Annotated in this window: 25 protein-coding genes; 8 read left to right on the top strand and 17 right to left on the bottom strand. The window is 52.5% G+C overall.

The window, feature by feature from the left end:
- The first annotated feature begins 390 nt into the window (after nt 1-390).
- Nucleotides 391-1,341: a chemotaxis protein CheV gene (locus HRU78_05475; GenBank protein ID QOJ23167.1), complete on the top strand. Its 951-nt coding sequence runs from the start codon at nt 391-393 to the stop codon at nt 1,339-1,341.
- 36 nt (nt 1,342-1,377) lie between these two features.
- Here the strand turns inward: HRU78_05475 and HRU78_05470 are convergent, their stop codons facing one another.
- Entirely contained in the window at nt 1,378-2,031 is a 654-nt protein-coding gene (locus tag HRU78_05470; GenBank protein QOJ23166.1) for a redoxin domain-containing protein, read from the bottom strand.
- Nucleotides 2,032-2,205: 174 nt separating this feature from the next.
- Between HRU78_05470 and HRU78_05465 the strand changes: the two genes are divergently transcribed.
- From HRU78_05465 to HRU78_05455, 3 genes are all read left to right on the top strand, one after another.
- Nucleotides 2,206-2,661, top strand: a complete 456-nt coding sequence (locus HRU78_05465; protein QOJ23165.1) for an EVE domain-containing protein — start codon at nt 2,206-2,208, stop codon at nt 2,659-2,661.
- Nucleotides 2,662-2,693: 32 nt separating this feature from the next.
- Nucleotides 2,694-3,491 carry a sulfite exporter TauE/SafE family protein gene (locus HRU78_05460; GenBank protein QOJ23164.1) on the top strand — a complete coding sequence of 266 codons (798 nt, stop codon included), beginning with the start codon at nt 2,694-2,696 and terminating at the stop codon, nt 3,489-3,491.
- A 256-nt stretch (nt 3,492-3,747) separates the two neighbouring features.
- Complete coding sequence (locus tag HRU78_05455; GenBank protein ID QOJ23163.1) at nt 3,748-3,903, top strand: hypothetical protein; 156 nt, start codon at nt 3,748-3,750, stop codon at nt 3,901-3,903.
- Between the two features lie 155 nt (nt 3,904-4,058).
- Here the strand turns inward: HRU78_05455 and HRU78_05450 are convergent, their stop codons facing one another.
- Together HRU78_05450 and fumC are read right to left on the bottom strand one after the other, a co-directional pair.
- Nucleotides 4,059-5,360 carry an MFS transporter gene (locus HRU78_05450; GenBank protein QOJ24931.1) on the bottom strand — a complete coding sequence of 434 codons (1,302 nt, stop codon included), beginning with the start codon at nt 5,358-5,360 and terminating at the stop codon, nt 4,059-4,061.
- Nucleotides 5,361-5,385: 25 nt separating this feature from the next.
- Nucleotides 5,386-6,771, bottom strand: coding sequence for a class II fumarate hydratase (gene fumC, locus HRU78_05445; protein ID QOJ23162.1), 1,386 nt, complete (start codon nt 6,769-6,771; stop codon nt 5,386-5,388).
- A gap of 658 nt (nt 6,772-7,429) precedes the next feature.
- Between fumC and HRU78_05440 the strand changes: the two genes are divergently transcribed.
- Genes HRU78_05440 through HRU78_05430 form a run of 3 tightly spaced genes read left to right on the top strand, consistent with a single transcriptional unit; the run spans nt 7,430 to nt 8,420 of the window.
- Nucleotides 7,430-7,633, top strand: coding sequence for a hypothetical protein (locus HRU78_05440; protein ID QOJ23161.1), 204 nt, complete (start codon nt 7,430-7,432; stop codon nt 7,631-7,633).
- Nucleotides 7,588-7,932: a transposase gene (locus HRU78_05435; protein QOJ23160.1), complete on the top strand. Its 345-nt coding sequence runs from the start codon at nt 7,588-7,590 to the stop codon at nt 7,930-7,932. Before HRU78_05440 ends, HRU78_05435 begins: the two co-directional genes overlap by 46 nt.
- The gene (locus HRU78_05430) at nt 7,929-8,420 is read left to right on the top strand and encodes an IS110 family transposase (protein ID QOJ23159.1); all 492 of its coding nucleotides are present in this window, start codon (nt 7,929-7,931) and stop codon (nt 8,418-8,420) included. The genes HRU78_05435 and HRU78_05430 overlap by 4 nt, the downstream gene beginning before the upstream one ends.
- A gap of 63 nt (nt 8,421-8,483) precedes the next feature.
- Here HRU78_05430 and HRU78_05425 read toward each other — a convergent pair whose 3' ends face one another.
- The 6 genes from HRU78_05425 to HRU78_05400 form a co-directional block, all read right to left on the bottom strand.
- Entirely contained in the window at nt 8,484-8,816 is a 333-nt protein-coding gene (locus HRU78_05425; GenBank protein QOJ23158.1) for a helix-turn-helix transcriptional regulator, read from the bottom strand.
- Between the two features lie 107 nt (nt 8,817-8,923).
- Nucleotides 8,924-9,160 (bottom strand): type II toxin-antitoxin system RelE/ParE family toxin, encoded by a 237-nt coding sequence (locus tag HRU78_05420; GenBank protein QOJ23157.1) that lies wholly within the window; start codon nt 9,158-9,160, stop codon nt 8,924-8,926.
- 225 nt (nt 9,161-9,385) lie between these two features.
- Nucleotides 9,386-10,273, bottom strand: coding sequence for a hypothetical protein (locus tag HRU78_05415; protein ID QOJ23156.1), 888 nt, complete (start codon nt 10,271-10,273; stop codon nt 9,386-9,388).
- Nucleotides 10,274-10,354: 81 nt separating this feature from the next.
- The gene (locus HRU78_05410; GenBank protein QOJ23155.1) at nt 10,355-11,554 is read right to left on the bottom strand and encodes a ribonucleotide-diphosphate reductase subunit beta; all 1,200 of its coding nucleotides are present in this window, start codon (nt 11,552-11,554) and stop codon (nt 10,355-10,357) included.
- A gap of 83 nt (nt 11,555-11,637) precedes the next feature.
- Complete coding sequence (locus HRU78_05405; GenBank protein ID QOJ23154.1) at nt 11,638-14,496, bottom strand: ribonucleoside-diphosphate reductase subunit alpha; 2,859 nt, start codon at nt 14,494-14,496, stop codon at nt 11,638-11,640.
- Between the two features lie 409 nt (nt 14,497-14,905).
- Nucleotides 14,906-15,346 carry a YaiI/YqxD family protein gene (locus HRU78_05400; GenBank protein ID QOJ23153.1) on the bottom strand — a complete coding sequence of 147 codons (441 nt, stop codon included), beginning with the start codon at nt 15,344-15,346 and terminating at the stop codon, nt 14,906-14,908.
- A 230-nt stretch (nt 15,347-15,576) separates the two neighbouring features.
- Here HRU78_05400 and HRU78_05395 point away from each other — a divergent pair, with 230 nt between their 5' ends.
- On the top strand, nt 15,577-17,235 hold the full coding sequence (locus HRU78_05395; protein ID QOJ23152.1) for an alkaline phosphatase D family protein: 1,659 nt from the start codon (nt 15,577-15,579) through the stop codon (nt 17,233-17,235).
- A gap of 196 nt (nt 17,236-17,431) precedes the next feature.
- On the opposite strand, the gene pgsA is transcribed toward HRU78_05395, so the two are convergent.
- From pgsA to HRU78_05355, 8 genes are all read right to left on the bottom strand, one after another.
- Entirely contained in the window at nt 17,432-18,025 is a 594-nt protein-coding gene (gene pgsA / locus HRU78_05390; GenBank protein QOJ23151.1) for a CDP-diacylglycerol--glycerol-3-phosphate 3-phosphatidyltransferase, read from the bottom strand.
- Nucleotides 18,026-18,082: 57 nt separating this feature from the next.
- On the bottom strand, nt 18,083-19,900 hold the full coding sequence (gene uvrC / locus HRU78_05385; protein QOJ23150.1) for an excinuclease ABC subunit UvrC: 1,818 nt from the start codon (nt 19,898-19,900) through the stop codon (nt 18,083-18,085).
- Between the two features lie 5 nt (nt 19,901-19,905).
- Nucleotides 19,906-20,094 carry a 4-oxalocrotonate tautomerase family protein gene (locus tag HRU78_05380; protein ID QOJ23149.1) on the bottom strand — a complete coding sequence of 63 codons (189 nt, stop codon included), beginning with the start codon at nt 20,092-20,094 and terminating at the stop codon, nt 19,906-19,908.
- 28 nt (nt 20,095-20,122) lie between these two features.
- Nucleotides 20,123-20,797: a uracil-DNA glycosylase gene (locus tag HRU78_05375; protein ID QOJ23148.1), complete on the bottom strand. Its 675-nt coding sequence runs from the start codon at nt 20,795-20,797 to the stop codon at nt 20,123-20,125.
- An 88-nt stretch (nt 20,798-20,885) separates the two neighbouring features.
- Nucleotides 20,886-23,564, bottom strand: a complete 2,679-nt coding sequence (locus HRU78_05370) for a bifunctional acetate--CoA ligase family protein/GNAT family N-acetyltransferase (GenBank protein QOJ23147.1) — start codon at nt 23,562-23,564, stop codon at nt 20,886-20,888.
- Nucleotides 23,565-23,646: 82 nt separating this feature from the next.
- Nucleotides 23,647-25,044 (bottom strand): ribosome biogenesis GTPase Der, encoded by a 1,398-nt coding sequence (gene der, locus HRU78_05365; GenBank protein QOJ23146.1) that lies wholly within the window; start codon nt 25,042-25,044, stop codon nt 23,647-23,649.
- Nucleotides 25,045-25,101: 57 nt separating this feature from the next.
- Entirely contained in the window at nt 25,102-26,364 is a 1,263-nt protein-coding gene (bamB, locus tag HRU78_05360) for an outer membrane protein assembly factor BamB (protein QOJ23145.1), read from the bottom strand.
- Entirely contained in the window at nt 26,342-26,977 is a 636-nt protein-coding gene (locus tag HRU78_05355) for a tetratricopeptide repeat protein (protein ID QOJ23144.1), read from the bottom strand. Before HRU78_05355 ends, bamB begins: the two co-directional genes overlap by 23 nt.
- Nucleotides 26,978-27,000 lie beyond the last annotated feature (23 nt).

Below are 27,000 nucleotides of genomic sequence, written 5' to 3'. Positions count from 1 at the left end.
ACTAAAGGTCGGCTGCTCCAGCGTGTTATCAACGGCATGAATCGATCCGAATATAGGTGATGCCAATGCCGATTACGGCAAATTACCGCCCAAACCCGCCTGACCTAAGTCTTGTTAAATTAACAAAAAAACACGGAAAATTAGCCTTAACTCAGATAATCGCCAGCCGATAAAGTTCAGCCGCAGCAATACGGATTTTAGTGCGCGCCGGATTAATTCCGGCATCCAATCCGTTAACGCTTAAAAACGCAAATAAGCGGGTATTTGTCACGCTTCTAAAGTTTTTCCATCGCGGATCGATACGTTACACTTCTGATATTAATCCCGATTTTCTCTCGGGTTAGTCGCAGATCCGAACGCAACTTACTTATCAATAGCGGGGAATATTACATGAACACAGCATTGCATGAAATTGACGAACGCACGAACCTGACTGCCAGCAACAAATTCGAGCTCCTGCTGTTCAGGTTGGGCGAAGCCTCCGGCAATGGACAGCGGGAATTGTTCGGCATCAATGTTTTCAAAATCCGCGAGATTCTGGTCATGCCGACTATCACCGCCATCGCCAATGCACCCGCCAATGTGATGGGTGTGGCCAACATCCGCGGCCAAGTCATTACCGTTATCAATCTCCCCAAAGTTGTCGGCTGCACGCCGAAAAAAGGGCTCCCGATTCTATTAGTTACCGAGTATGCCCGTTCGACGCAGGCTTTCGCGGTTGAGGAAGTCAACGAAATCGTGCGTCTCGAATGGAATCAAGTCATCGCGGCGGAAGGTAAAGGCGGCAAATTAGTCACCAGCATCGCCAGGATCGACGGCAATACGGAAGATTCCCGGCTGGCGCAAGTACTCGATGTCGAACAGATTCTGCGTGACGTTCTACCTGCACCCGTTGAAGAAATGACAGCGGAGAAAATCGGCCCCTCGATCAAACTCCCGGCCGGAAAAGTCATTCTGGCGGCAGATGATTCGCCACTGGCCCGCAGCATGATCGAAAGCGAACTGAAAGCGTTAAATGTGCCATTTGTCATGACCAAAACCGGATTGGAAGCCTGGAATCGCATCCAATCCATGTCGGACGCCGCCGCAACCGAAGGTAAAACCATTCAGGATAAGGTCGCGCTGGTGCTGACTGACTTGGAAATGCCGGAAATGGATGGTTTTACGCTGACACGCAACATCAAAAGCGACCAGCGATTCAAATCAATCCCAGTGGTGATTCACTCCTCATTAACGGGTGAAACCAATGAAAAACACGTCAAATCGGTAGGTGCGGATGCTTATATCGCCAAATTCGTCGCGGAAGAACTGGCCGAAACCATCCGCAAGGCATTAGCGTAGTCGTAGTAATGCTGAATGCCGGATAGACTTCAGATATCATTTTTCCGCCAGAAAATGCTCGACCATTGCTTGTTTATAATCGATCTGGCCAAACGAAACATCCTTGAGCTCGCTCTTCCGGTCGAACAAAATACAGGACGGCGTTCCCTGTAGCGCAAAACGCTCGAAAGTTTCCGCGCGCATCGATTTTTGCTCCATGTAACGCCGCACCTGCTGCAACACCGTTTGCTGCTGCCCGGCGCTGAAGTTGCCGAAATCGGGCAGAAATTTTTGCGCATACTGCAGCACGCGTTCATCGGTAACCGGTTCGGTTTCCGTCACAACGCGATCCATCCCCACCGCAAACGGAATTTTCCACGGCAATTTACCTTGCGGCAACAGGTTATATTGATTGAGCGCCTTGTAGGTTTCGCCGATCACTTCTCCGGTAGTAACCAGTTTCTGCAAATTCTCCAGCGTATTTTTATCATAATCCTCGAATGCGGTAGCCAAGCCGATCACAACCAGTCCCCGCTGGTGATAACGTTCGTGTAAATCAACCGCTCTGGGTAGTGAATAAATAAAACAACCGGGACAGTTCACCTGAAAAACCTCGATCAATACGACCGAACCGGTCAGATCGCTCAACGACAGCGGACCGCCTTGTACCCAGGTATCCACCGTAATATCGGAAAGTGTGTAATTATTCATTGTTAAGGTAATTGGAATGAGCAAAAAACGTTGGAATATTACAGAAGCTATGCATTATCGTGCAGATTTTTCATCAACAGAAGATAGTTTTTACAAGAACCGATTGAAAGCAATGAACTATAATTAGCGCTTTCCCGCTAAACTGCCGAACAAAAATCACCATCCACTCAGAAAATGCGCTACTGGTTAATGAAGTCCGAGCCTTATGAATTCAGCATCGATGATTTTGCCGCCCTGCCGAATCAAACGGTCGCGTGGGAAGGTGTGCGTAATTATCAGTCGCGCAACTTCATGCGCCATCAAATGACCATTGGCGATCGGGTATTTTTCTATCACTCGTGCTGCAAGGATCCCGGCATCATGGGCATCGCCGCCGTCAGCAAACCGGCTTATCCAGATGCCACGCAATTCAATCCCGCCAGCAAGTATTTCGATCCCAAAGCGGCCAAAGACAATCCGCGCTGGTTTAACGTCGAGATCACCCTGCAACGCAGAACCCGGCTGATCGCGATCAAGGAATTGCGGCAATACTCCGAACTGCGCCGCATGCGCGTGCTGCAAACCGGCAACCGCTTATCGATCACACCGGTCGATCCGACCGAGTGGCAATTCATCATGGGTATTCTGTAATGTGCTTCGATTCTTTTTATCCGGCCTGAATCATGGAATGGTGGCTGATCTATCTGTTGACCGGTGCGTTTGTGGGATTTTTTGCCGGGTTGCTCGGTATTGGCGGCGGTCTCATTATCGTGCCGGTGCTGATTTCGCTATTCACCGCACAAGATTTCCCTGCTGACCGCATCATTCATTTGGCGCTGGGCACCACGATGGCGACGATCATTTTCACTTCGGCTGCCAGCTTGCGTACCCATCATCAGCATGGCGCAGTGAACTGGCAAATCTTGAAAAATATCACCCCAGGCATTTTTCTCGGTACATTCGGCGGCGCAGCACTCGCGGGATCAATGACCGGTCAGCTTTTGAGCGTTATTTTTGTCATTTTCATCTTTTACGCCGCTACCCAGATGCTGCTGCAATTCCGCCCCAGTCCGATGTTCCAGCTTCCCGGGCCAATCGGCCTGTTTCTCGCTGGTAATGTCATCGGCGCACTGTCCAGTCTGGTTGCCATCGGCGGCGGATTGCTATCGGTGCCTTTTCTGACATTGTGCAACGTTAAGTTACAACACGCCATCGGCACCGCCGCCGCCATCGGTTTTCCCATCGCACTGGCCGGCACGGCCGGTTACGTTGTAAACGGCATGTTGCAAGCGGAAAGGCTGCCCGATTATTGCCTGGGCTATGTGTATTTACCGGCTTTGTTCTGGCTGGTAGCCGCCAGCATGCTGACAGCACCGCTCGGGGCAAGGCTCACGCATTCCACTCAAACGGCGATCCTGCGGTCAATCTTTGTGGTATTGCTCTATGGCTTAGGCATCCGCATGTTAATCAGCATTCTTTAAGGAAACTCTGAAAAACGACTGCGCTCGTTCAGGCTGCGTTGAAATCAGGTTCAAAATGCTCATTTACTCACTGTAAATTGCGCTTTTTCACCGGATTTCGCCTTGCCTGATCATCGCTCGCTACCTTTTTCAGAGCTTCCTTAAGGAAATTCCAGATAACAATTTTTCAGTGATTTTTTCTTGTATCATGCTATAGTCGCAATGCAGTAAAAAAGTAAGCGATGTATTTTTTTAAATTTTAAGGATATAGCTATAAATGAAACTCTCAGCATTTTTTGTTGTAACACTTTTAGCATTAACATTAGTCGCATGTGGCAAACCTACAGCGCCTGAAAGCGCAAGTTCAGAAAACTATGGCACCACCCATGAAGGTAAAGCACCTGAAGGCCGTAACGAGCTGCCAGGTAAATAATAGTTACTTGAGTAATTATTAAGACGATTTATCGTCCAATGTAGTTGAGGTACACCCTGTAGGATCTAATGTTCCTACAGGCGCCTTCAGGCAGTCAGCAGCAAAACTCCGGAAAATTCCCTGCAGAAATTCTTCTCAGTTTCAAAGAAAATCCATCAGTAATCGATTCCCGCCATCTCGCGCCCTCTTTTCTCATCGACCGTTGCCAGCATCGCCAGACCGAGAACAAAAAACACCAGCGTGCTGAGTAACGCGATACGGTGATCCCCGGCAAACACATAAACCATTGCGCCGTACGTGAGTGGACCGACGATCGCCGACAATTTCGTTGCCAGTCCCCACAAACCGAAAAACTCACCTTGCCGCCCGGATGGTGTAAATTGACCCACCAGCGCCCTTCCTGCCGATTGCGCGCCACCGAGTGCGGTGCCGATCAAATTGGCGGCAACCCAGAATAGAAATTCATCAACCGCAAAATACGCGCAAATAATCGCTGCAATCCAAATCACCAGCGTGATCGCGATACACCGCAGCGAACCGATGCGATCCTGCAAATGACCGAATAGGAAAGCGCCGATGGCTGCCGTCACATTCACCACCATAATCAGAACAATCGTATCCTGCGTTTTGAACCCCATCACTTCTTGCGCGTACACCGCCGCTAGCACGATCACGATATGGATGCCGGCATAATATGTAGTCAGCGCCAGCAAAAAACGGAATAAATCGGTATGCAGACGGGCTTGGCGCAGCGTGGCACGCAAACGACCAAAGCCTTGCCGCACGATATGCGTACTATCAAATGATTCCGCCACAGCCGCGCGCTCGCGCAGCCATAACAAAGTCGGCAACGCGGCGATAGCAAACAACGTCGCCACAATCAGATTGGTCACCGGCACATACTGCGCGGCTTCCATGCCCTGCTTTTCTGCGTACGTGACATAACCGAGACACAACGCCAACGTCAATAAACCGCCCAAATAGCCCAGCGCCCAGCCATAACCGGACAGCCGCCCGATCGTTTGCGGCGTGCTGATTTCCGGCAGAAAGGCCGCGATCAGGTTTTCGCCGCTGGCGAACATCACCGTCGCCAGAATCACCAGCACAACCGCCAAGGCGATATCGCCCGGCCCGGCAAAATACAATAACGCGGTAAACAGTACGCAACCCACCGTCGTTACGGCCAGAAAACGCTTTTTCGCCCCGGAATAATCGGCGATGGCGCCCACGACCGGCGCACTCAACAACACCAGCGCATTGGCGGCCGCCATGGTCAGCGTCCACAGCAGCGTCGCCGAACCGTTGCCGCTGCCAGCGGCAATCACGCCGACGAAATACGCATTGAAAATAGCGGTCAGAATGACCGTGGTATAGCCGGAATTGGCGAAATCGTACATGCACCACGCAAAGCGTTCGCGGCGCGTAACGGGTGCAAAACAGTCAGCGGGAAATGCCATCATTAAAGCAAGCTCTTAAAATTGGCTATTGACCCGTCATTTTTTCCGGCACCACCCAGGCATCGAATTGCTCCGCCGTCAGATAACCGGTCGCAATTGCGGCGGCTTTCAACGTCGTGCCCTCGCGGTGCGCTTTTTTGGCGATTTCGGCGGCCTTGTCGTAACCGATATGCGGATTCAACGCGGTCACCAGCATCAACGAATTGTGCATCAGCGCATCGATTCGCTCGACATTGGCTTCGATGCCGGTGGCGCAATGCTCGTTGAAACTCACCATCGCGTCCGCCAGCAGCCGCACGCTTTGCAGGAAATTATGAATGATCAGCGGTTTCATCACGTTTAATTCAAAATTCCCCAGCGCGCCGCCCATGTTGACCGCGACATCGTTGCCCATCACTTGGCAGCACACCATCGTCATCGCTTCCGATTGCGTCGGATTGACCTTGCCCGGCATGATTGAACTGCCCGGCTCGTTCTCGGGAATGCGCAATTCGCCGATGCCGCAACGCGGTCCAGATGCCAGCCAGCGGATATCGTTGGCGATTTTCATCAACGACGCAGCCAATGTTTTCAATGCGCCGTGCGCGTGCACCAAGGCATCGTTACTGGCCAGCGCTTCAAACTTATTCGGCGCGGTGATAAAAGGAAGTCCGCTCAGTCGCGACAATTCAGCCGCCACGCGAGCGGCGAATTCCGGATGCGCATTGAGTCCCGTGCCGACCGCCGTGCCACCAAGCGCCAGCTCGCACACATGACCCATCGACGCTTGCACATGCCGCAAGCCGTGATCCAATTGCGCGACATAACCGGAAAATTCCTGCCCCAAAGTGAGCGGTGTCGCATCCTGTAAATGCGTGCGGCCGATTTTGACGATGGCATTGAAAGCTTGCGCTTTGGTGGCCAAGGTTTCACGCAACAACTGAATGGCCGGAATCAAGTGATGCTGCAACTCCTGCATGGCGGCGACATGCATCGCGGTCGGGAACACATCGTTGGACGATTGCCCTTTATTGACGTCGTCGTTCGGGTGCACTTTGCGATCCGCGCCGCGCCCGCCACCGAGAATTTCCGATGCCCGGTTCGCCAGCACCTCATTCACGTTCATGTTGGTCTGCGTACCGGAACCGGTTTGCCACACCACCAACGGAAATTGGTCGTCGAAATCCCCCGCGATCACTTCGTCGGCCGCCTCGATGATCGCCGCGGCGCTGGCGGCATTGAGCACTCCCAGATCGTGGTTGACTTTGGCGGCGGCACGCTTGACCTTGGCCAGCGCATGAATCAACGCCACCGGCATGCACTCACCGGAAATCTTGAAATTCTGCAACGAGCGCTGCGTTTGCGCGCCCCACAGGGCTTCGGCGGGCACTTGCACCGGCCCCATGGTGTCTTTTTCTTCACGGATTTGCATGGGTAGTTACCTCACTAAATGGGATGAATTGGAGTACCGGTTTACTAACAAGCCGCTGAATTATTCTAAATTTGTCATTCCGGCGAAGGCCGGAATCCAGAAAAAACAACGAACTGGACACCGGCCTTCGCCGGTGTGACGAATAATTTAGTGTTTCCATAAGATTCCGGTTTAGCGTTTCATTCATTGCATATATGATGTTTTCTATCCGAGGTCGCCACGACTGCTAAATGTTTTATCCGATTACAAGGCTCCTCGCGATTGCAACCAGCATTATGAGCGGAATATACCCCCCCCATACTGCCGCCGGGTACCGCATCATCCTCAATGGCAACAACCCGTAGGTTGGTTTGAATGAAATGAAGCTCAACGATTGGCGATTTTGTTGATGTTGGGGTTCGTGCCTTACCCCAACCTTGTATATTAACCCGACAAGAAAATTGTATTAGAGTAATACCAATTTCTGGGGAAGTCGACCCAACCTTAAGCTCCGAGCTTGTACGTAGAAAGGCTCCCCGCCCTCGTCATCCATATCGTGGAGTATCCAAGGTCTGTAAGCTTAGCTTCTGAACCTGAATTTGCAAGGAAGATAGATGAAGTGCCAGGGTCAGGGAAACCAGAAAGCATGATAACAAAAATGATTTCGAGGTGATAAGCAATGAATCACATTGGTATTGATGTTTCAGGTAAAGCATTGAGTGTGGTGGTCAGTGTTAATGGCAAGCATCGAAAAGCACAACCGTATGAGAATGCACCGGAAGATCATAAACGCTTAGTTGCTTTGATTCAAAATTGCAGGGTGAAAGCATCGTGTGTATGGAAGCGACAGGTATGCATCACTTTGATCTGGCCGTTGCCTTGAGCCGTTCCGAAAAGATTACGGTAACGGTAATCAATCCCAAAGCTGCTCATAACTTTGCCAAGGCACTGATGCAGCGGTGTAAGACCGACAGTATTGATGCGGATGTATTGGCGAGCTATGCCGAGCGGATGCCGCTTGTTCAATGGCAGCGCCCAAGTGAAGAAGCGCTTGCGTTACGCGCTTTAGCGCGCCGCATTTCCGCAACCAACAAAATCAAAGCGCAGGTGAAGAATCAGTTAGGTGCATTGATGGTGACTCAGGAAACACCGGAAGTGATCCTCACGCAGACAAAAGTTTGATTGGCACACTTGAAGAACAAATTGCTGGTTTCCGTATCAACGCATTGAGCATTATTAACAGAAACCAAGAATTACGTGAGATTTTTGCCTTGATTACTAGCATGAAAGGTATTGCCGAAGCCTCTGCCATTCAGTTGCTAGGCGAACTATTGACTATGCCTGATGATTTAACGATCAAACAATGGGTAGCCTATGCAGGCTTGGATCCGAGGCACTTTGAATCGGGCGGTAGCGTGGTCAAGCAAACAAGGATTAGTAAAGCAGGCAACCGGTATATCCGCCAAGCCTTATACATGCCTGCGTTGGTGGCAAGCCGCAGCGAGCCTCATGTTGCAGCTTACTACAAACATTTACAGGAAAAACGTGGGTTACTGAAAATCCAAGCATTATGTGCAGTCATGCGCAAAATACTGCATGCAATTTACGGCATGTTACGCAGCAAACAGCCTTTTGATGGCCGTATGTTTTTTCGTATGGAAACAACATGATTTCTTAAAAATCATTTGCAAAAAGAGAGAGTATCTACAAGCTACGAGCTCCAAACGCGCCCTTCAATACGCGAGTTGATCCAAGGTAATACCCATCGCCGCTGCGGCTTTCTCAAGTGTTGCCTTACGCGGGCGTTTGGCAGATTCGATCTGCGCGTAACCGGCTTGCGTAATCCCCATGCGTTTAGCCATTTCCTCTTGCGTCAGCATCAGGTATTCGCGCCAGGCGGCGAGCATACTGACTTCATTCATGATGCGTTTACCGGCAACCTCGTTGGGGATCGTGCCCGGGCGTACTACGCCGGGCAGTTTGACAAACTCGGCATAAGGCACGACGACAAAAGCCGGTTTTTCGTTGCTATCCAGGATGGTTTGGTAATTAATAAGTGCGCTCATCGCGTTTTTCACCTCCTCAATATCAATAATTCCGTTTCTAAATCAGACATGACGCGAAAGCTATCCGAAGGACAGTATAATTAATACGACAAGGATAGCTGACAAACTCATGTTTGATTTAGAAATGGAATAACATGCACGCTGCCATCAAACTCGAAAAATACCCGATAATCGCCAACCCGCAGCCGGTAGCTATACGCATGATTGGCAAGTTTCTTGACACCTTGGCAATCCGGAAAATCAGCCAGCAACTGGACTTCAGTAAAAATTCGTTTGCGCACGGCGGCAGCCTTGATTTTTTCAACCTGCTTAAGCGCTTTGGGTTTCCAGTCAATGTCATTCACACTTATTATTATAAGCCTAAAATAAGTATTTCAACAAAAATATAAGGGTTCAGATCTTTGTGAAACTTTATTTCTTGAAATTCTGCAATAAGCGCTGTGTTATCTTCAATGAGAACAACCCGTAGATACTCTCTCTTTTTGCAAATGATTTCTCAAAAATCATTTGCAAAAAGAGAGAGTATCTACGAGCTGCATCCGGTGACGCAAGGTTATGCCCTGATACCTTCATTTAGGTGGTAAAACTTTATAAGAGAGTATTAGAAAGTCATCGACTCCCATTTGCATGCGATGCCAATCGTTCTTAGTTGTCAACCGACACTGAATACCAAACTGCTGACAGACGTGCTTGTTCGTAATTGGAATAACAATGCGAGGACCGGTCAGGGAGGATAATCCATCATCTTTTACTGATCCCCAGGTGAGAGTATAGGTATCAGGATTGAATGACGGATCTACTTCCAGCTCAAGAACTAGCGTGTCACCTGGATGGAGAAAATATTGAGGCTGATCAAGAAACGTCTCCATAATTCCGCCATCGTGGCACGGTCTAAACTGACTGCGCGTAAATACTTGCCCAAACGAGTCGGTTACCTTGAGGATTAGAGGTACATTGTAATCTTGATGCATTCCGCACTCACGGTAATAATTTTTCAGGGATTCGATGACGTCGTTTACGTAGCAGACGATTTGTTCAGCTTGCCTAATACTAATTGCATTTGCGTGCGCAAGATTGTTTCGAGGAACAAGTAAGCGACAGAGAAACGTTTTCGCTTCCTCTCGTCCATTTGGAAAAGCTTCTGAGAGCGGCTTCTTGAAATGCTTGCTAAACAATTCTTCCTTACAGATGATGTCTACGGCATCCTTTAGCAATACCGCGTCAATTTTGCGAGGGTAGCGAGTAGGCTCATTCATTTGACGATTCTTGACCTGTTCTGAGAGGTTTTTCTTAATTAGATTAGTGCCATTTGCATCGGCATGCGTGAAGTAATCACCGTATGTTGGCGCCAACTGGTCATCTATTAGGCGACGAAGCCAATGCTCAAGAGCTTCGATTCGTTCTTTGCAGATACTTCGTAACTCTGCGTCGGTGACTTTTTGTAAGGCGAGACTCATTGGCTTGTTACGGTATAATCATAATAAATCAAAAAATATCGCCTAAACTGAATGACACCGATTGCGATTATCCAACAACCCTCAATCCCAACTCAACGCCCCCCCCGTTTGATACTCGGTCACCCGCGTTTCAAAGAAATTCTTTTCTTTCTTCAAATCGATCATTTCCGACATCCACGGGAACGGGTTGTTGGCGTTCGGGTACAGCGCGTCCAGGCCGATTTGCTGGCAGCGGCGGTTGGCGATGTAGCGCAGGTATTCCTTGAACATCGGCGCGTTCATGCCGAGCACGCCGCGCGGCATGGTGTCTTCGGCGTAGCGGTATTCCAGCGCCACGGCTTTTTGCATCAGCGCACCGATTTCATCGCGGAACGCTTTGGTCCACAATTGCGGGTTTTCCATTTTAATCTGGTTGATCACGTCGATGCCGAAATTACAATGCATTGATTCGTCGCGCAGGATGTATTGGTATTGTTCCGCCGCGCCGGTCATTTTGTTTTGCCGCCCCAACGCCAGAATCTGCGTGAAGCCGACATAGAAGAACAGCCCTTCCATGATGCAGGCGAACACGATCAGGCTTTTGAGCAATTGCTGGTCGGTTTCCAAGGTGCCGGTTTTGAAGTGCGGATTGGTCAGCGTGTCGATGAACGGAATCAAAAATTCGTCTTTGTCGCGGATCGACGATACTTCGTGGTAGGCGTTGAAGATTTCGCCTTCGTCCAGCCCCAGCGATTCGACGATGTACTGATACGCATGGGTGTGAATCGCTTCTTCGAACGCCTGGCGCAGCAAATACTGGCGGCATTCCGGATTGGTGATGTGGCGGTAGGTGCCGAGCACGATGTTATTCGCCGCCAGCGAGTCGGCGGTGACAAAGAAACCCAGATTACGTTTGACCAGACGGCGTTCGTCCTCGGTCAGGCCGTTCGGGTCTTTCCACAGCGCGATATCGCGGCTCATGCTGATTTCCTGCGGCATCCAGTGATTGGCGCAAGCACCGAGGTATTTATCCCAGGCCCACTTGTACTTGAACGGCACCAGTTGGTTGACGTCCGCTTTGCAGTTGATGATTGATTTGTCCTCGACTGAGATGCGGCGGTTGGCGCTGCCCGCCACGTCATCCGCGCCTTCCATACCTATTGGGCGGCTGGCGCTGCTGTGATCCCGGTCATCCCGCGCCGGTGTGGTCAGCGGCAATTCAAAATCGTGCAGCGCAGTGCGCGGCATGGCGTTAACGGGCGGTACTTCGGGTTGCAGCGGTTCGTCGTCAAATGTCAGCATAATGAATTCCTTTATATTTCGATTATCTTTGTGTTTCGATTACTGGCGAAACATCGATTAATTCAGCGTTTCCTTGTTGCTACTTACTGGCAAGATTCGCAGCTCTCATCGTCGATGGCGCAGTACTTGATCTCGACCGTCGACACTTCCACCGCCGCCTTAACGATACCGCCATCGGCAGGCACGGCATTCAGCGAACCGGCGCGCACCGTGGATTTTTCCGCCGCCGTGGCGCCCATCGAACGCAAGTAATACGTCGTTTTCAAACCGCGCAACCACGCCAGTTTGTACGTCTCATCCAGTTTTTTACCGGATACGCCGCCCATGTAAATATTCAGCGATTGCGATTGGTCGATCCACTTCTGCCGCCGCGCGCCCGCTTCGATCAGCCAGAGCGGGTCCATTTCAAACGCAGTGGCGTACAAGGCACGGATATGGTCCGGAATGCGGTCGATTTTGCTGATCGCACCGTCGAAGTATTTCAAATCCGAAATCATCACTTCGTCCCACAGATTGAGTTTTTTCAGATCGTTGACCAGCGATTTGTTGGCGATGGTGAATTCGCCCGACAAGTTCGATTTGACGTACAGATTCTGATAGGTCGGCTCGATACTGGCGGAAACGCCGACGATGTTGGAAATCGTCGCGGTTGGCGCAATCGCCAGACAGTTGGAATTGCGCATGCCGTACTGCTTGATGCGCGCGCGCAGCGCGTCCCAATCCAGCGTGGCGGATAAATCCGCTTCGACGAAGCCGCCGCGTTCCTGCCGCAGCACTTCCAGCGTGTCGTGCGGCAGAATGCCGCGATCCCACAGACTGCCTTTGTAGCTGCTGTAGCAACCGCGCTCTTCCGCCAGTTCGGTCGATGCCCAGTACGCGTGATAAGCCACCGCTTCCATCGAGCGGTCGGCGAATTCCACCGCTTCTTGCGAGCTGTACGGAATACCCAATTGATGCAAGCAATCCTGGAATCCCATGATGCCCAATCCGACCGGGCGGTGCTTGAGGTTGGCGTTACGCGCTTTGGCTACGGCGTAGAAATTGATGTCGATGACGTTGTCGAGCATGCGCATCGCAATACGCACGGTGCGTTTCAGTTTATCCAGATCGAGCGCGCCGTCTTTCAGATGCGCGACCAGATTGACCGAACCGAGATTGCACACGGCGATTTCCTTATCGTTGGTGTTCAGCGTGATTTCCGTGCACAAATTAGAGCTGTGCACCACGCCGATATGATTCTGCGGCGAACGCACGTTGCACGGATCCTTGAACGTGATCCACGGATGCCCGGTTTCGAACAACATGCTCAGCATCTTGCGCCACAACTGCACCGCCGGGATTTTTTTGTACAGCGTCAATTCGCCGCGTTCGACTTTCGCTTCGTACCCAAGATACGCCTGCTCGAACTGCTGGCCGAATTTCTCGTGCAAATCGGGTACATCCGACGGCGAAAACAATGTCCAATCACTGCCGTCCATGACGCGTTTCATGAACAGATCGGGAATCCACGTCGCGGTGTTCATGTCGTGCGTGCGGCGGCGGTCGTCGCCGGTGTTTTTGCGCAACTCCAGAAATTCTTCAACGTCCAGATGCCAGCATTCCAGGTACGCGCATACCGCGCCTTTGCGTTTGCCGCCCTGGTTGACCGCCACGGCGGTATCGGACACCACTTTCAGGAACGGCACCACGCCTTGCGATTTGCCGTTGGTCCCTTTGATGCGCGCACCCATGGCCCGCACCGGCGTCCAATCGTTGCCCAGTCCGCCGGCGTATTTCGCCAGTAACGCGTTTTCCTTGATCGCTTCGTAAATGCCGTCGAGATCGTCCGGTACGGTGGTCAGGTAGCACGACGACAATTGCGAGCGGCAGGTGCCGGAATTGAACAGTGTCGGTGTCGAGCTCATGAAATCGAAACTCGACAGCACGTGATAAAACTCGATGGCGCGCGCTTCGCGGTCGATCTCGTTCAACGCCAGTCCCATCGCCACGCGCATGAAGAAGGCTTGCGGCAATTCGATGCGGCGTTCTTTGACGTGCAGGAAATAGCGGTCGTACAGCGTTTGCAAACCAAGGTAATCGAACTGCAAATCGCGATCGGCATCCAGCGCTTCGGCCAAGCGCTTCAGATCGAACTGCGCCAGACGCGGATCGAGCAGCTCGGCTTCGATACCGCGTTTGATGAATGCCGGGAAATAGTCCTGATACTGCGTATGCATCGCCTGTTGCGTCACTTCCTCGCCCAGCACTTCGTAACGCACGTTGTTCAGTAACAAACGCGCGGTGACGTAGCTGTACGCCGGGTCTTTCTCGATCAGCACGCGCGCTGATAACACCACCGATTTACGCACTTCGTCGAGCGACACGCCATCATACAAGTCCTTCAAAGTCGCTTTCAGAATCAAGCCGGGGTCGACGGTATTGCCGAGACCGGCGCAGGAGGATTCGATCAATGCCGTCAGTTTGGCGACATCGAGCGGCACACGTTGGCCGTTGTCGGTCACGGTCAGCGTTTCCGCCACCGCTTCGGCGCTTTGCTTTTGCTTGGCGCGCTCGCGCGACCGCGCTTCGCGGTATAGCACATACGCACGCGCCACATCGTGCTGCCCCGAACGCATCAACGCCAGCTCGACTTGATCCTGAATATCCTCGATATGGAACGTGCCGCCGTCCGGCTGACGGCGCAGCAAGGCATTCACCACATCGTTGGTCAGACCCGCCACGACCTCGCGCACCCGCACCGAAGCCGCGCCCTGCCCGCCGTCGACGGCGATAAACGCTTTGGTCATCGCCACCGAAATCTTGCCCGGCTCAAACGACACTACCGCACCGTTGCGGCGGATGACTTTATGGCTGGAAAAAAGGGAATTTTGCGTAGGTGTATCCATAAAACCTTGACTTCCGGAAACAGGTTTGAGGTGAGTATGTTCTGTCGCGAGCTGCATCGGTGATCCCTCCTGACTGGTGATTCATCAAAGAAAATACAAATTTCTGTTGATTCAATGGAATAGCATTATTTGAATAGAACCACAATATCTAGTGGTTGATGGAGAATGCTATGGCACCAATGGTACAACACAAATTATTTTTTGTGCAGAAAAATTTTGCGGATTTTTTTAATCCAGAATAAAAAACCGATCATTTTTTGATTAAGATTAATTGCTATCAGGAAGTTAAGATTGCATTGACGCGTGATGCTAATTTGCAACGGATGATGCCAGCACATCCGCTGCAATTCAAATCACATCGCTTGCACGACTCGTGCAGCCTCTTTCACTTTTGCTCACGAAAAAGCCCGGATGGTCAATCATTGATCGAAGGAAAAAACACCGCGGAATAAGAAATCCGGCCCGGCTATTGCGCCAACAGCTTGTCCAACTGATTGGCAAATGTTTTGCGGTCATTCTGGCTCAAGGCGGACTGGCCGCCGGTATCCACGCCGCTGTTGCGCAAAGTTTCCATAAAATCACGCATGCTCAAACGCGCGCCGATATTTTCCTTGGTATACAGTTCGCCGCGCGGACTCAGTACCAAACCTTCTTTTTTAATGACTTGCGCTGCTAACGGTATATCGCTGGTAATCACGAGATCGCCGCTTTCCACACTTTTGACGATTTCATTATCCGCCACATCAAATCCGGATTCGACTTGCTGCATGCGGATAAAGGGCGATGGCGGGATGTAGACGGGATGATTGGCGATCAGTATTAAGTGCCGCCGGGTTCGTTCGGCCGCTCTAAAGAGAATTTCTTTAATCACGACCGGACAGGCATCCGCATCAATCCATATTTTCATTCTTTTTCACTTGAGTTGAGTACATGATGATTCCGGTTTTCTTCTGCGAGCACTCTCAGACGCGACGGCTTTCGAATGACAGAGCAAAAAGCCTCGGACCGTTCTCTATAGTAATACAATAATGCTGGTGCTATGGCACAATGGCTTTTATAAAGACCGCCTGTAAAAGAAGAGTCTACGCAGCTTGTTGATGTTTTTCTAAACTGACACATTTTCACTAAGGAGTTCACATGCCTTTACTTGATCCGACATCCAATGAACTGAAAAAAGACAAGCTCTACAGCGCAGCGATTATTGGCGCTACTACCTACAATAGCTCGCGAATATGGATACGCTCTTATGCGGAAGGTAACTGGACGCTGGTGATTGCAAAAACGCCGCTGACAGGCGATCTGGTCCGGTTGCAAGAAAAACCCATCGCACAATTCATGGCGGATATGGGCATTGACATCGCCGACATTCAATCGCACGACTTTTCCCAGCAAACGAACTTGACGCATACCTTCGATATTACCGGTTTAGACGCCGACACCATCTATTACTACGCTATAATCTCCGGCGAACTGGATGCCGCTAAAGTACCGCGCCGTACCGAACTGGGCGGCGACAAACCGCTATGGTTCTGCACTATGCCCGAGTCACCCACGGAACTCACCTTCGGCTTTTATAGCTGCCACGATCATATCAGCGCCAACGGCGATGTCGGCGCCTGGCCGCATTTCCATGAAAAACTGACGGATACCGGCGCACATTTCGTCATTGGCGGCGGTGATCAAATTTATGTCGACACCAATGCCAAACAAAATTTCCCGGATATTTGGCAGTGGTTGAAAGACAATAAAGATGATTTACTGAAAACCTTTGCCAAGGGCGATGATTACGACCGGGAAGGCATTCAGCTGTACTTGCTGAATATTTACCGCTGGTACTACCGGGTTTATTGGAATGTATCGTCCTTGCGCGAAATATACGAGCGCTTTCCGCAATATATGGTATGGGACGATCACGAGATCATGGACGGCTGGGGCTCTTATACGCATGACGACAGGCTGGACAAAATTTCCCGCATGTTTGAACACGAAGACGAGAAAGTCGGCGACATGCTGGTCGATTTGATGTGGAAAGCAGCTTGTCAGGCTTATTACGAATATGAACACAGCCACAATCCGCCAACCGCGATAAATATGCAGAACCCCGACGCGTGTCAATGGGATTATGCCTTCAGTCATGGCAGCTCGGCATTCTATATGCTGGAAATGCGCGGCCATCACGATCTGGAAAAGGACAAAAAAATCGACCCGTATATCATTCTAGGCCGCGATCAATTCAATCGCTTTAAAAACTGGCTGGCTGCAGAAGCCGGCGGCGACAGCAGGTTTCTGTTTGTCGTTTCGCCCGTTCCCATCCTGCACTGGATCGACAACATCGTGAATTACGCCGATCTGGGCGGTGCGAAGGATGATCTCATGGATGAATGGAGTCATGAGTCCAACTGGAATGAACGGAATCAATTGCTGGAGGAAGTATTCAGTCAATTGAAGAATGGCAATAAAACGCTCGTTTTCTTGAGCGGCGATGTGCATTGCGCTTCCGTGTTCAGAATGCGGCATAAAAATTACCGCGGCGCAAAAGTCTATCAACTGACGTCTAGCGCCATTTCCAGAAAACCGGCGCCGTCCATCAGTTATTTAGGCATCACCAATGGCGGAGCGATGAAAGGAAATGACAATATCTACAGCGAGCGCTTGTTCGCCCTGGCGGGCAATAAGAATTTCTCCATTCTGCGCGTACGGCGCAATGCAGCTGGCGCGGAAGCAGCAACCGCCGACTTATATTGGCCCACCGGGGACAATGGCGAAGTCACCAAAAAGCAAATCGTTTTCGATTGAAACCGGATACTCATCCAATGCCGGCGGGCGGTTTTTTCGCTGTGCGAATGATTTAAGGAAATTCTGAAAAAGGTAGCGAGCGACAGCCAGGCAAGGCGAAATCAGTTGAGAAAGCGCAGTTTATGGTTGATAAATGAGCATTTTGAGTCTGATTTCAACGCCGTATGGCCGAGCGCAGTAGTTTTTCAGAACTTCCTTAATGCCCGGGCGGTGTATTTCTTTCGTTCGCCAGCACCTGCGGCAGCGCCGCCCGCAAATAATAAAACATCGACCATAGCGTCAACACCGCGGCAATGTAAATAAACCATGTGCCGACTTGCTGCGGATCGAAGTGTTCGCCGATTTTTTCGTGGTACAGCAGCAGCGGGATCGCGATCATTTGCGACGTGGTTTTGATCTTGCCGAGAAAAGATACAGCCACACTTTTTGACCTGCCGAGTTGCGCCATCCATTCGCGCAGCGCCGACACCGTGATTTCGCGTCCGATAATGACGAACGCAATCGGCGCGTCGAGCCGTTCCAAGTAAACCAATACAATCAGCGCAGCGGAAACCATCAATTTGTCGGCGACCGGATCAAGAAAAGCGCCGAAGGCCGAGGTTTGGTTCAAAACGCGTGCCAGATAGCCGTCGAGCCAGTCGGTAATGGCCGCACCGGCAAAAATCAATGTCGCAGCCAAATTCTGCTCGGCCGGTGACAGCCAGGAATGCGGCATATAGAAAATACCGACAAATAACGGAATGGCGAGAATGCGCAGCCAGGTCAGAATGTTAGGAAGATTGAAAGGCATGATGGTTGAAAATAAATGTTTTTGGGGCAGCGATCCGGATCGCTATCCGGCACGAGGTCAATGTAATTCCTTGTAGATTTTCTCCGCCAGCTTGCGGCTGATCCCTTCGGTTTGTTGCAATTCCTCAATACTTGCGGTCAACACCCCTTTCAATCCGCCGAACCGGCCCAGCAGCTGCTGCCTGCGCTTGGCGCCGACGCCTTCGATATTTTCCAGCGTGGAACTGGTACGGGCTTTGGCGCGCCGGCCGCGGTGGCCTTGGATGGCAAAGCGGTGCGCTTCGTCGCGGATTTGCTGAATCAGGTGTAATGCCGCATGCTCGCTGGGCAATTGTAACGGCTTTTCGAACAGCGGAGAAATCAATTGTTCCAACCCGGGTTTGCGCTCTTCGCCTTTCGCGACACCCAGCAAATTGGCATCGGAGATACCGAGCTCCTGCAAGGCTTCCTGCGCCGCCGCAACTTGCCCTTTGCCGCCGTCGATCAAAATCAGATCGGGCAATTGCCCTTCGCCGCTGACCACTTTCTGGTAACGCCGCGATAACGCTTCGCGCATCGCGGCATAATCGTCGCCAGGCGTGATGCCGTCGATGTTGTAGCGGCGGTACTCGTTATTGCGCATGGCGCAATTATCGTACACCACGCACGATGCCACGGTCGCTTCGCCGAGCGTGTGGCTGATATCGAAACACTCGATGCGCTGTATTCCCGGCATGCTCAATTCCTGCTGCAATGCTTGCAAACGTCTTTCCTGGCTGGCTTGGCGGCTCATTATTTGTTTCAGTGCCAACTGCGCATTCTCGGCCGCCATGTTGAGCCACACGCGCTTTTCACCGATCGGATTGAGCTGGATGGCGATTTTATGCCCGCACTGCTCGGTCAGTAGCTGCTGCAACGCTTCACGCTCGATTTGCTCGCCCAGAATAATCAACGGCGGCGCGCTGCGATTCAGATAATGCTGCGCCAGAAATGCTTCGAGCACGTTGGCCGCACTGTAATCGTCGGCATTTTGCGGGAAAAAGCTTTTATCGCCCAAGTGCCGCCCGCCGCGGATCATCGCCAGAGTAACGCATACCTTGCCGGAACCGTCCGGCGATTGCACGCAAGCCACGACATCGGCGTCGAGCGCTTTGCCGCTATCGACAAACTGCTTCTCGCGAATGCGCCGCAACGCCTGAATCTGGTCGCGCAATAACGCGGCCTGCTCGTATTCCATGCGCTCGGAAGCTTGAAGCATCTTGGCGTTGATCACTTCCATCACTTCCGTTTGTTTGCCTTGCAAAAACAATTCCGCACTTTTCACGTCCGCTTCGTAAGCCTGCCGGTCGATTTGCCCGATGCACGGACCGCTGCAACGCTTGATCTGAAACAACAGGCACGGTCGGGTGCGATTGCTGAACACGCTATCCTCGCAGGTGCGCAGGCGGAAAATTTTTTGCAGCAACTGAATGCTTTCGCGCACGATACCGGCATTCGGATACGGCCCGAAATACTGGTGCGTTTTATCCAGCACGCCACGGTAAAACCCCAGCCGGGGAAATTCGTGTCCGCTCAGAATCACGTATGGATACGACTTATCGTCGCGGAACAGAATGTTATAGCGCGGCTTCAGGTTTTTGATCAGGTTGTTTTCCAGCAGCAACGCTTCGGCTTCCGAACGCGTCACCGTGGTTTCAATCCCGCTCACTTGCGACACCATCAACTGCGTCCGGGGCGCCAGATTGCTTTTCTGAAAATACGAAGAAACGCGCTTCCTCAAGCTCACCGCTTTGCCGACGTAAATCACTTCGCCCTTGACGTTGAGCATGCGATATACGCCCGGCTGCAGCGGCAGGCTGCGGCAAAATACCTTGGCGTCAAAAACGGTGTCCGTCAAACCGTTTAGTCCCCGTTGCCGAGCAGTTTTCCCGCCACCGCCCAGTTTTCATCGGGCAGCTCGTCGAAACTGATATAGGTGTACGACTTCGGTTTCTTGGCGATACGTTCCAGCGTATCGGTCAATTCCTCGGCAATCTGTTGTTTCTGCTCGCGCGTTAATGTTCCCGCCACGCGGATATTGACGTATGGCATGTATAAATCCCTCCTTTTTAATGAGTTGTTATGGCTGAAGTTCAGCAACGATGTGAGCAAACACCTGCGCAAACATTTCCGCCGTCAGGCGTTTGGTTTGCGTATTGTAGCGGCTGCAATGATAGCTGTCATAAAGTCGCACACCGCCGCCCGGCGGCAAACGATGCACCGCGCCGTGCGCAAACGGATAGTCCTTGGCTTTCAGGCGCAGACTCAGCAACACCGCTTGATGCGCCACCGTACCGAGCGCAAGCACGGCAGCACCGCCACCTTGCACGAACCGGTTCATCTCAACAGTTAGGTATTGATTGCACTGCTTGATTTCCTGCGGCACCGGCTTGTTTTCCGGCGGTAGGCATTTCACCGCATTAGTGATGCGGCAACCGGTCAGTTGCAGCCCGTCATCGGCGGAGATTGATTCAGACCGGGTGGCGAAACCATATTTGTGCAAAGTTTGGTACAGCAAAATCCCGGCATAATCGCCGGTAAACGGCCGCCCGGTGCGATTCGCGCCGTGCATGCCGGGTGCCAGACCGACGATCAGCAGCTTGGCATTGGTATCGCCGAATGCGCTGACGGGGCACGCATGATAATCCGGGTAGCGCGCTCGTACCGTTTGCAGAAAACCGGCCAAGCGCGGGCATTGCGTGCAGTTCAACACGCCCAAGTCATCGCCCGTTTGGTGCAAAGAATCGTTCGTCATTCGGGAAGCTGGAACTGTAGGTTTAAATACATTATTTCAATCGGGCCAGGCATAGAGCGCCATCGGATGCCAGTTTGAGACAAGCTCATCACAGCGGTTTGACAACCCTTTTCACAGCAACGTCTTCCTGGCTGGCGCTCACCGCAAAACCAAGGCGGCGGACCAATTCCAGCATCGAGCCGTTAGCTGCCAGTACTTCGCCTTCCATGACTTTGATGCCCTTGGCGCGCGCGGCGTCAAACAAACAGTTCATCAATTTGTTGCCGATGCCCTTGTTTTGCCATTCATCCGCGACCACCAAAGCAAACTCGCACGATTGACCGTCGGCGCTCGCCATGTAGCGGCACACGCCCAGCTCCTGTTCCCGGCCGTCCTGTTCCAGCACCGCGATCAACGCCATTTCGCGGTCATAATCGATTTGCGTGAAACGCACCAGCATGCTTTGCGATAATTCCTGCAGCGCATCCATGAAGCGGAAATATTTCGATTCGGCGGACAATCCGCGCACGAACGCCTGCTCGATCTCGGCATCTTCCGGACGGATCGGCCGGATGGTCAGGTCGGTGCCGTCCGGCAATTGCCAGCGCGTGATCAAGTGAGCGGGGTACGGGTGAATCGCCATGTGCGCGTAGCGATCGGCCGAAGGCTGCAGATAATCCACGACAATGCGCGCGTCGGCGGCGCATGCGCCGTGCTCGTCGATGATCAGCGGATTGATGTCCATTTCCTTGATCCACGGCAGCGCGCACACCATTTCCGATACGCGCAGCAGGATACTTTCCAGTGCAACCCTATCAACCGGCGGCATATGACGGAAAGCGCTCAGCAGTTTGGCAACTCGTGTCCGCTGAATCATATCCTTCACCAAAAAATCGTTCAGTGGCGGCAAAGCCACCGCGCGGTCGCCCAGCACTTCGACCAGCACGCCGCCGGCGCCGAAGGTGATGACGGGACCGAATACCGCATCGGTGGTCACGCCGACCATCAATTCCCGGCCGTTGGGCTTGACGATCATCGGTTCGACGATGATGCCGTCGATCCTTGCGTCGGGATTTTTCTTTTGCACCGCCTGAATGATGTCGTGGTACGCCGAGCGCACGGCTTGCGCGTTACCAAGATTGAGGCGGACTCCGCCGGCGTCGGATTTGTGCGTAATGTCCGGAGAATTGATTTTCATCGCTACCGGGAAACCGAATTCTTCCGCAATCAGCAACGCTTCGTTCGGAGAACGCACCACCACGGCCTTGGCGATCGGAATGCGAAACGCCGCCAGAATCGCTTTCGATTCGATCTCGGATAGAATTTTGCGATGCTCCGCCAATGCGCCTTCGATCAACAAGCGCGCACCTTCTTCGTCCGGCATGCAGTGATCGGAAATCGGGCCGGGGGTCTGTAGCAGCAGTTTCTGATTTTGATAATAGGCGGAAATGAAGGAAAACACTTCAACCGCCGGTTCCGGTGTGCGGAAATTGGGTATTTTTGCCTGATTAAACGCTTGCCTGCACGCAGCGACTTGCACTTCCCCCATCCAGCACGCGATCAGCGGTTTGTCGAACTTCGCCGCGAGTTCGATGACCGCATGAGCGACTTCCAGCGGTTGCGTCATCGCTTGCGGTGTCAAAATGACCAACACGCCGTCGACACCATCATCCTGTAAACACTGCGCAACCGCATGCCGGTAGCGCTCCGCCGTCGCGTCACCGATGATATCGAGCGGATTGCCGTGCGACCAGGTAGCGGGTAACAGCGCATTCAATTGCGTCAGTGTCTCGTCGGACAGTGTGGCCATCGTCACGCCCAGATCCGTCGCGCGGTCCACCGCCATAACGCCGGGGCCGCCGCCGTTGGTGACGATCGCCAGACGATTGCCTCCGGGCCGGAAGTGCGTCGAAAGCGCTTGCGCAGCGGAAAACAACTGCACGATCGTGTCCACCCGGACGACCCCGGCGCGCTGCAAGGCTGCATCGAATACATCATCCGAGCCGACCAGCGCGCCACTGTGTGAAAATGCCGCTTTCGAGCCCGTTGCATGGCGCCCCGCTTTGACGATGAAAATGGGTTTGATCCTGGCTGCAGCGCGCAATGCGCTCATGAAACTGCGAGCGTGCTGAATACCCTCGATATAGAGCAAAATGCTGTCGGTATGCGGGTCGGATGCCAGATAATCGAGAATCTCGCCAAAATCCATCCCCGCAGCGGCACCCATGGAAATGATATTGGAAAAACCGACATCGTTGGGTTTGGCCCAATCCATGATGGCCGTGCAGAATGCGCCGGATTGGGAAATCAGTGCCAATCCGCCCGCTTTCGCACCGCCGTTGCTGAAAGTCACGTTCAAACCCGACCAAGGACACAGAATGCCCAGGCAATTCGGCCCGATCAGCCGCATACCGTAACGCCGGGCATTTTCAACCACGGCCTGTTCCAGCGCCGCCCCCTGCGGTCCGGTTTCCCTGAATCCTGCCGACAGCACCAGTACGAAGCGCACGCCGCATTTGCCGCACGACTCGACGATGTCCGGCACTGTCGCCGCGCGTGTGATGATGACCGCCAAGTCGACCGTTTCAGGAATCGACTCGATCCCGGCATAGGCCTGCACACCTTGTATCTCGCTGTGGTTCGGATTAACCGCATAGAACTTGCCTTGATAGCCGCTCTCCAGCATATTCTTGAACACCACCCCGCCGACCGAATCCATCCGGCTGCTGGCGCCGATCACGGCTATGGAACGGGGCGAGAAAAGCAGATTGAGATAATGCATGCTCATGGATTTACCCGTTCCTGCTGATTAACTTACCGGAAAATGGCGTGAAAGTTGATCATCGTCCGGTTTCATCGATTTTTCCGGTTTAACCATATTTCTTGCGGTTACGGCGCCGCCGGTTGTGCGCGCGGCGCAGTTCATCTTCAGTCGGCGGTGGAGGTTTTTTATCGGCGTAGGGATTATGCCCGGTTTTAAAATCAACACGCAGCGGCGTGCCGGTCAGTTTAAAAGTTTCGCGGAACGTGTTTTCCAGGTAGCGCCGGTAGCTTTCCGGCACATGCTCGAGCATGCTGCCGTGCACGATAATCAACGGCGGATTGGAACCGCCTTGATGGGCATAGCGCATTTTCGGGCGCGACATGCCGCCGCGCGGCGGCGGGTGTTTCTCGACTGCGGCGATCAATGCCCGGGTCAGTTTCGGTGTCGGCAAATGCGTCATGGCGGCGGCGTACGCAGCGTCAATCGAAGGCAGCAAGTTCTTCATGCCGGTGCCATGTAATGCGGAAATATAGTGCAATTGTGCAAAACTCAAAAAAGCCAGCTTACGGTTCAATTCGCGCTTGATGGTGTCGCGCTGATAGTCATCCAAACCGTCCCATTTATTCACGACAATCACCAGTGCGCGCCCGGTTTCCAGGATAAACCCGGCGATATGCGCATCCTGATCGGAAATTTCATTGCGGGCATCCAGCACCAGCACCACGACATTCGCGTCTTCAATCGTTTGCAGTGTTTTGATGACGGAAAATTTTTCCACGGTCTCATGCACCTGGCCGCGGCGGCGCAATCCGGCCGTATCAATCAGCGTGTATTGCTTGTCTTTGTGGGTAAAATCGATGTAAATGCTGTCGCGCGTCGTACCCGGTTGATCGAATGCAATGACCCGCTCCTCGCCGAGCAGCGTATTGATCAGCGTGGATTTTCCGACATTCGGGCGGCCGACAATGGCAATCTTGGGATGCTTACTTTCAGCAGCATCTTCCTGCACATCCGGAAAATCCGCTAACGCAAAATCGGCAAGTTCCCCGATATTATCGCCATGCATGGCGGAGATCGCGCACGGTTCGCCCAAGCCCAATTCATAAAACTCCGCGGTGACGACCGCGGTCGCCATACCCTCGGTTTTATTCACCACCAGCAGAATCTTTTGCCCGGATTTGCGCAATTGCTCGGCGATGATTTTGTCATGCGCAGTGACACCCTGGCGGCCATCGACGATGAACAGCACTTTATCCGCTTCATCGATGGCCTGCAGCGTTTGCTTCGCCATGGCATGCAGAATGCCGTCCTTGACCACCGGCTCAAGACCGCCGGTATCCATGACCAGATAGGGTTTGTCCCCCACCCTGCCTTGGCCGTAGTGCCGGTCCCGCGTCAAACCGGGAATATCCGCAACGATGGCATCACGCGTGCGCGTCAGGCGGTTAAACAAGGTCGATTTGCCGACATTCGGACGGCCAACCAGAACAAGAGTGGGTTTCATGATTTTTTGCTGCTACCGTAATACGTTATGTGCCGCCAAGCGGAGAAAATAAAACGACTAGAATTGCGTGCTGAAAGCGTAAATACCGCCTTTTGCCGTCTGCACCGCAAAACCATCGGGCAACAGACTGGCGGCATTATGAATCACACTGCCATCGGTGGCGGCGCGAGCCATCAAGGCGCCATCGTAGTTGCGCAACAGATTGACAAAACCTTGATCGTCCCCTACCACGATATATTGTCCGGTAATGATCGGCCGGGTCAATCTCTTACTACCCAACCGCCCCTGTTTCCACATGCTGGCACCGCTCAGCAAATCGTAGGCGGCAACCACGCCGTTATCCTCGGTCACATACACATAATCATTGTCCATCACCAAACCGGCGCTGCTGGAAGATTCGCGCGCCCATATTTGCGCACCATCGTTAACGGCGAAGCAAGCAATACGTCCCTGATACGCCACTGCGCATACCAGGCGGTTATTCACCACCGGTGCACTGGTAATATCCGTCATGCGCTCCAGTTCGGTCACGCCACGTGGCTGGGAAACGGCGACTTCCCAGCCGATGTTGCCGTTAAACAAACTCATCGCCACCATTTTGCCACCCGGAAAACCGGCAAATAAAGCACCATGCGCCAGCGTTATCCCTGCTGTGCTGCGTACCGTCAAAGAAGGTGTTGCACCTTGGTAAATCCACTTGCGCTTACCGTCGATGGCATCGAGCGCGAAGATGCGGCCGTCGATGGTGCGCACGGCGACGACATTATTTTGCACTTGCGGCGGACTCAAAATTTCGCTGCTCACGGAGGCTTGCCATACCGTATGGCCCGATTCATTAAAGGCCAGGACTTCGCCTTTGAAAGTTCCCACCAGAATCAATCCTTCACCCATGCCGACACCGGTGGAAAACTTGCTTTTTGTCTTGACTTGCCACTCTTGTTTACCGGTCGCTGCGTTGTATTTAGTCAGCTTGCCGGCTTCGTCGGCAACGTAGACGGCACCATTTCCATACGCAGTGGCAAAAGAAGCGATTTCGTTTTCACTGACGGAATTTTTCCACTTCAGCGGAATGCGCTCGGCCGCTTTTAAAGCATTCAGTTCTTCCTTGTCATAAACGATAGGCTCATCGGTTACCAGCAGATCGGATATGCCGGTACTCATCGATTCAATGATGCGCATATCGAAAGGATTCATCGTGCCGCACCCTGACAGCAACCATGCGCAAATCAACCCGCAGTAAAATAACCGCCCGAAGGATCGGGCGGGATCCAACAGGATGGTTACTGTAATGCGTAATCTAGTCGGAAACACCCAACGCATCCAATTTCATTTGGACGATATTGAAATAATTGTTACTTTTACTTAACTTATCGATCGCTTCCTGATAACTCAACTTGGCTTCGGAAATTTTACCCGCCGCGACTTGAATATCGCCTTTGCGATCCAGATACAATCCGGCGAAGGCTTTGCCATGGCCGGTATTCAGCAGGCGCAATGCTTCGTCGTACTTACCTTCGTCCAGCAAAATACCGGAAATCCTCAAGCGCGCCAGGTCATGCATTTCCGTTTCTTTTGCATGATCGATAATCCATTGCAGATTTTGTATCGCACGCTTACTGTTGCCCGCTTGCACATCCGCTTGCGCAGCGATCAGCGCTGCACGGGGTGCGTAACCGCTGGCAGGATAGCCTGTCGTCAGCAATTGTGCCGCATCGTTGATTTTCGCCGCATCGCCGCCGGTTTGCACTTGCTGCAATAAAGCGTACAAATCGGCCGCCTGCAGCGCCTGCTTCTGCTGATAATACTGCCATGCCTTGGTACCCCCGGCCGCTACCAGAACCGCCGTCAACACAATGGTGACGGCATTACCGTACCGCTTCCACCATGCAGCGAGTCCTTCAATTCTTTCCTGATCTTCATGCGAATACGCCATGGTATTTTCCTCATTAATGCGAA

It is taken from the genome of Gammaproteobacteria bacterium (assembly GCA_015709635.1).
In the GTDB taxonomy this organism is placed as follows: Bacteria; Pseudomonadota; Gammaproteobacteria; order Burkholderiales; family Nitrosomonadaceae; genus Nitrosomonas.
Note: the sequence above shows the minus strand (reverse complement) of the source record. Positions and strands in the feature narration are given on the sequence as shown.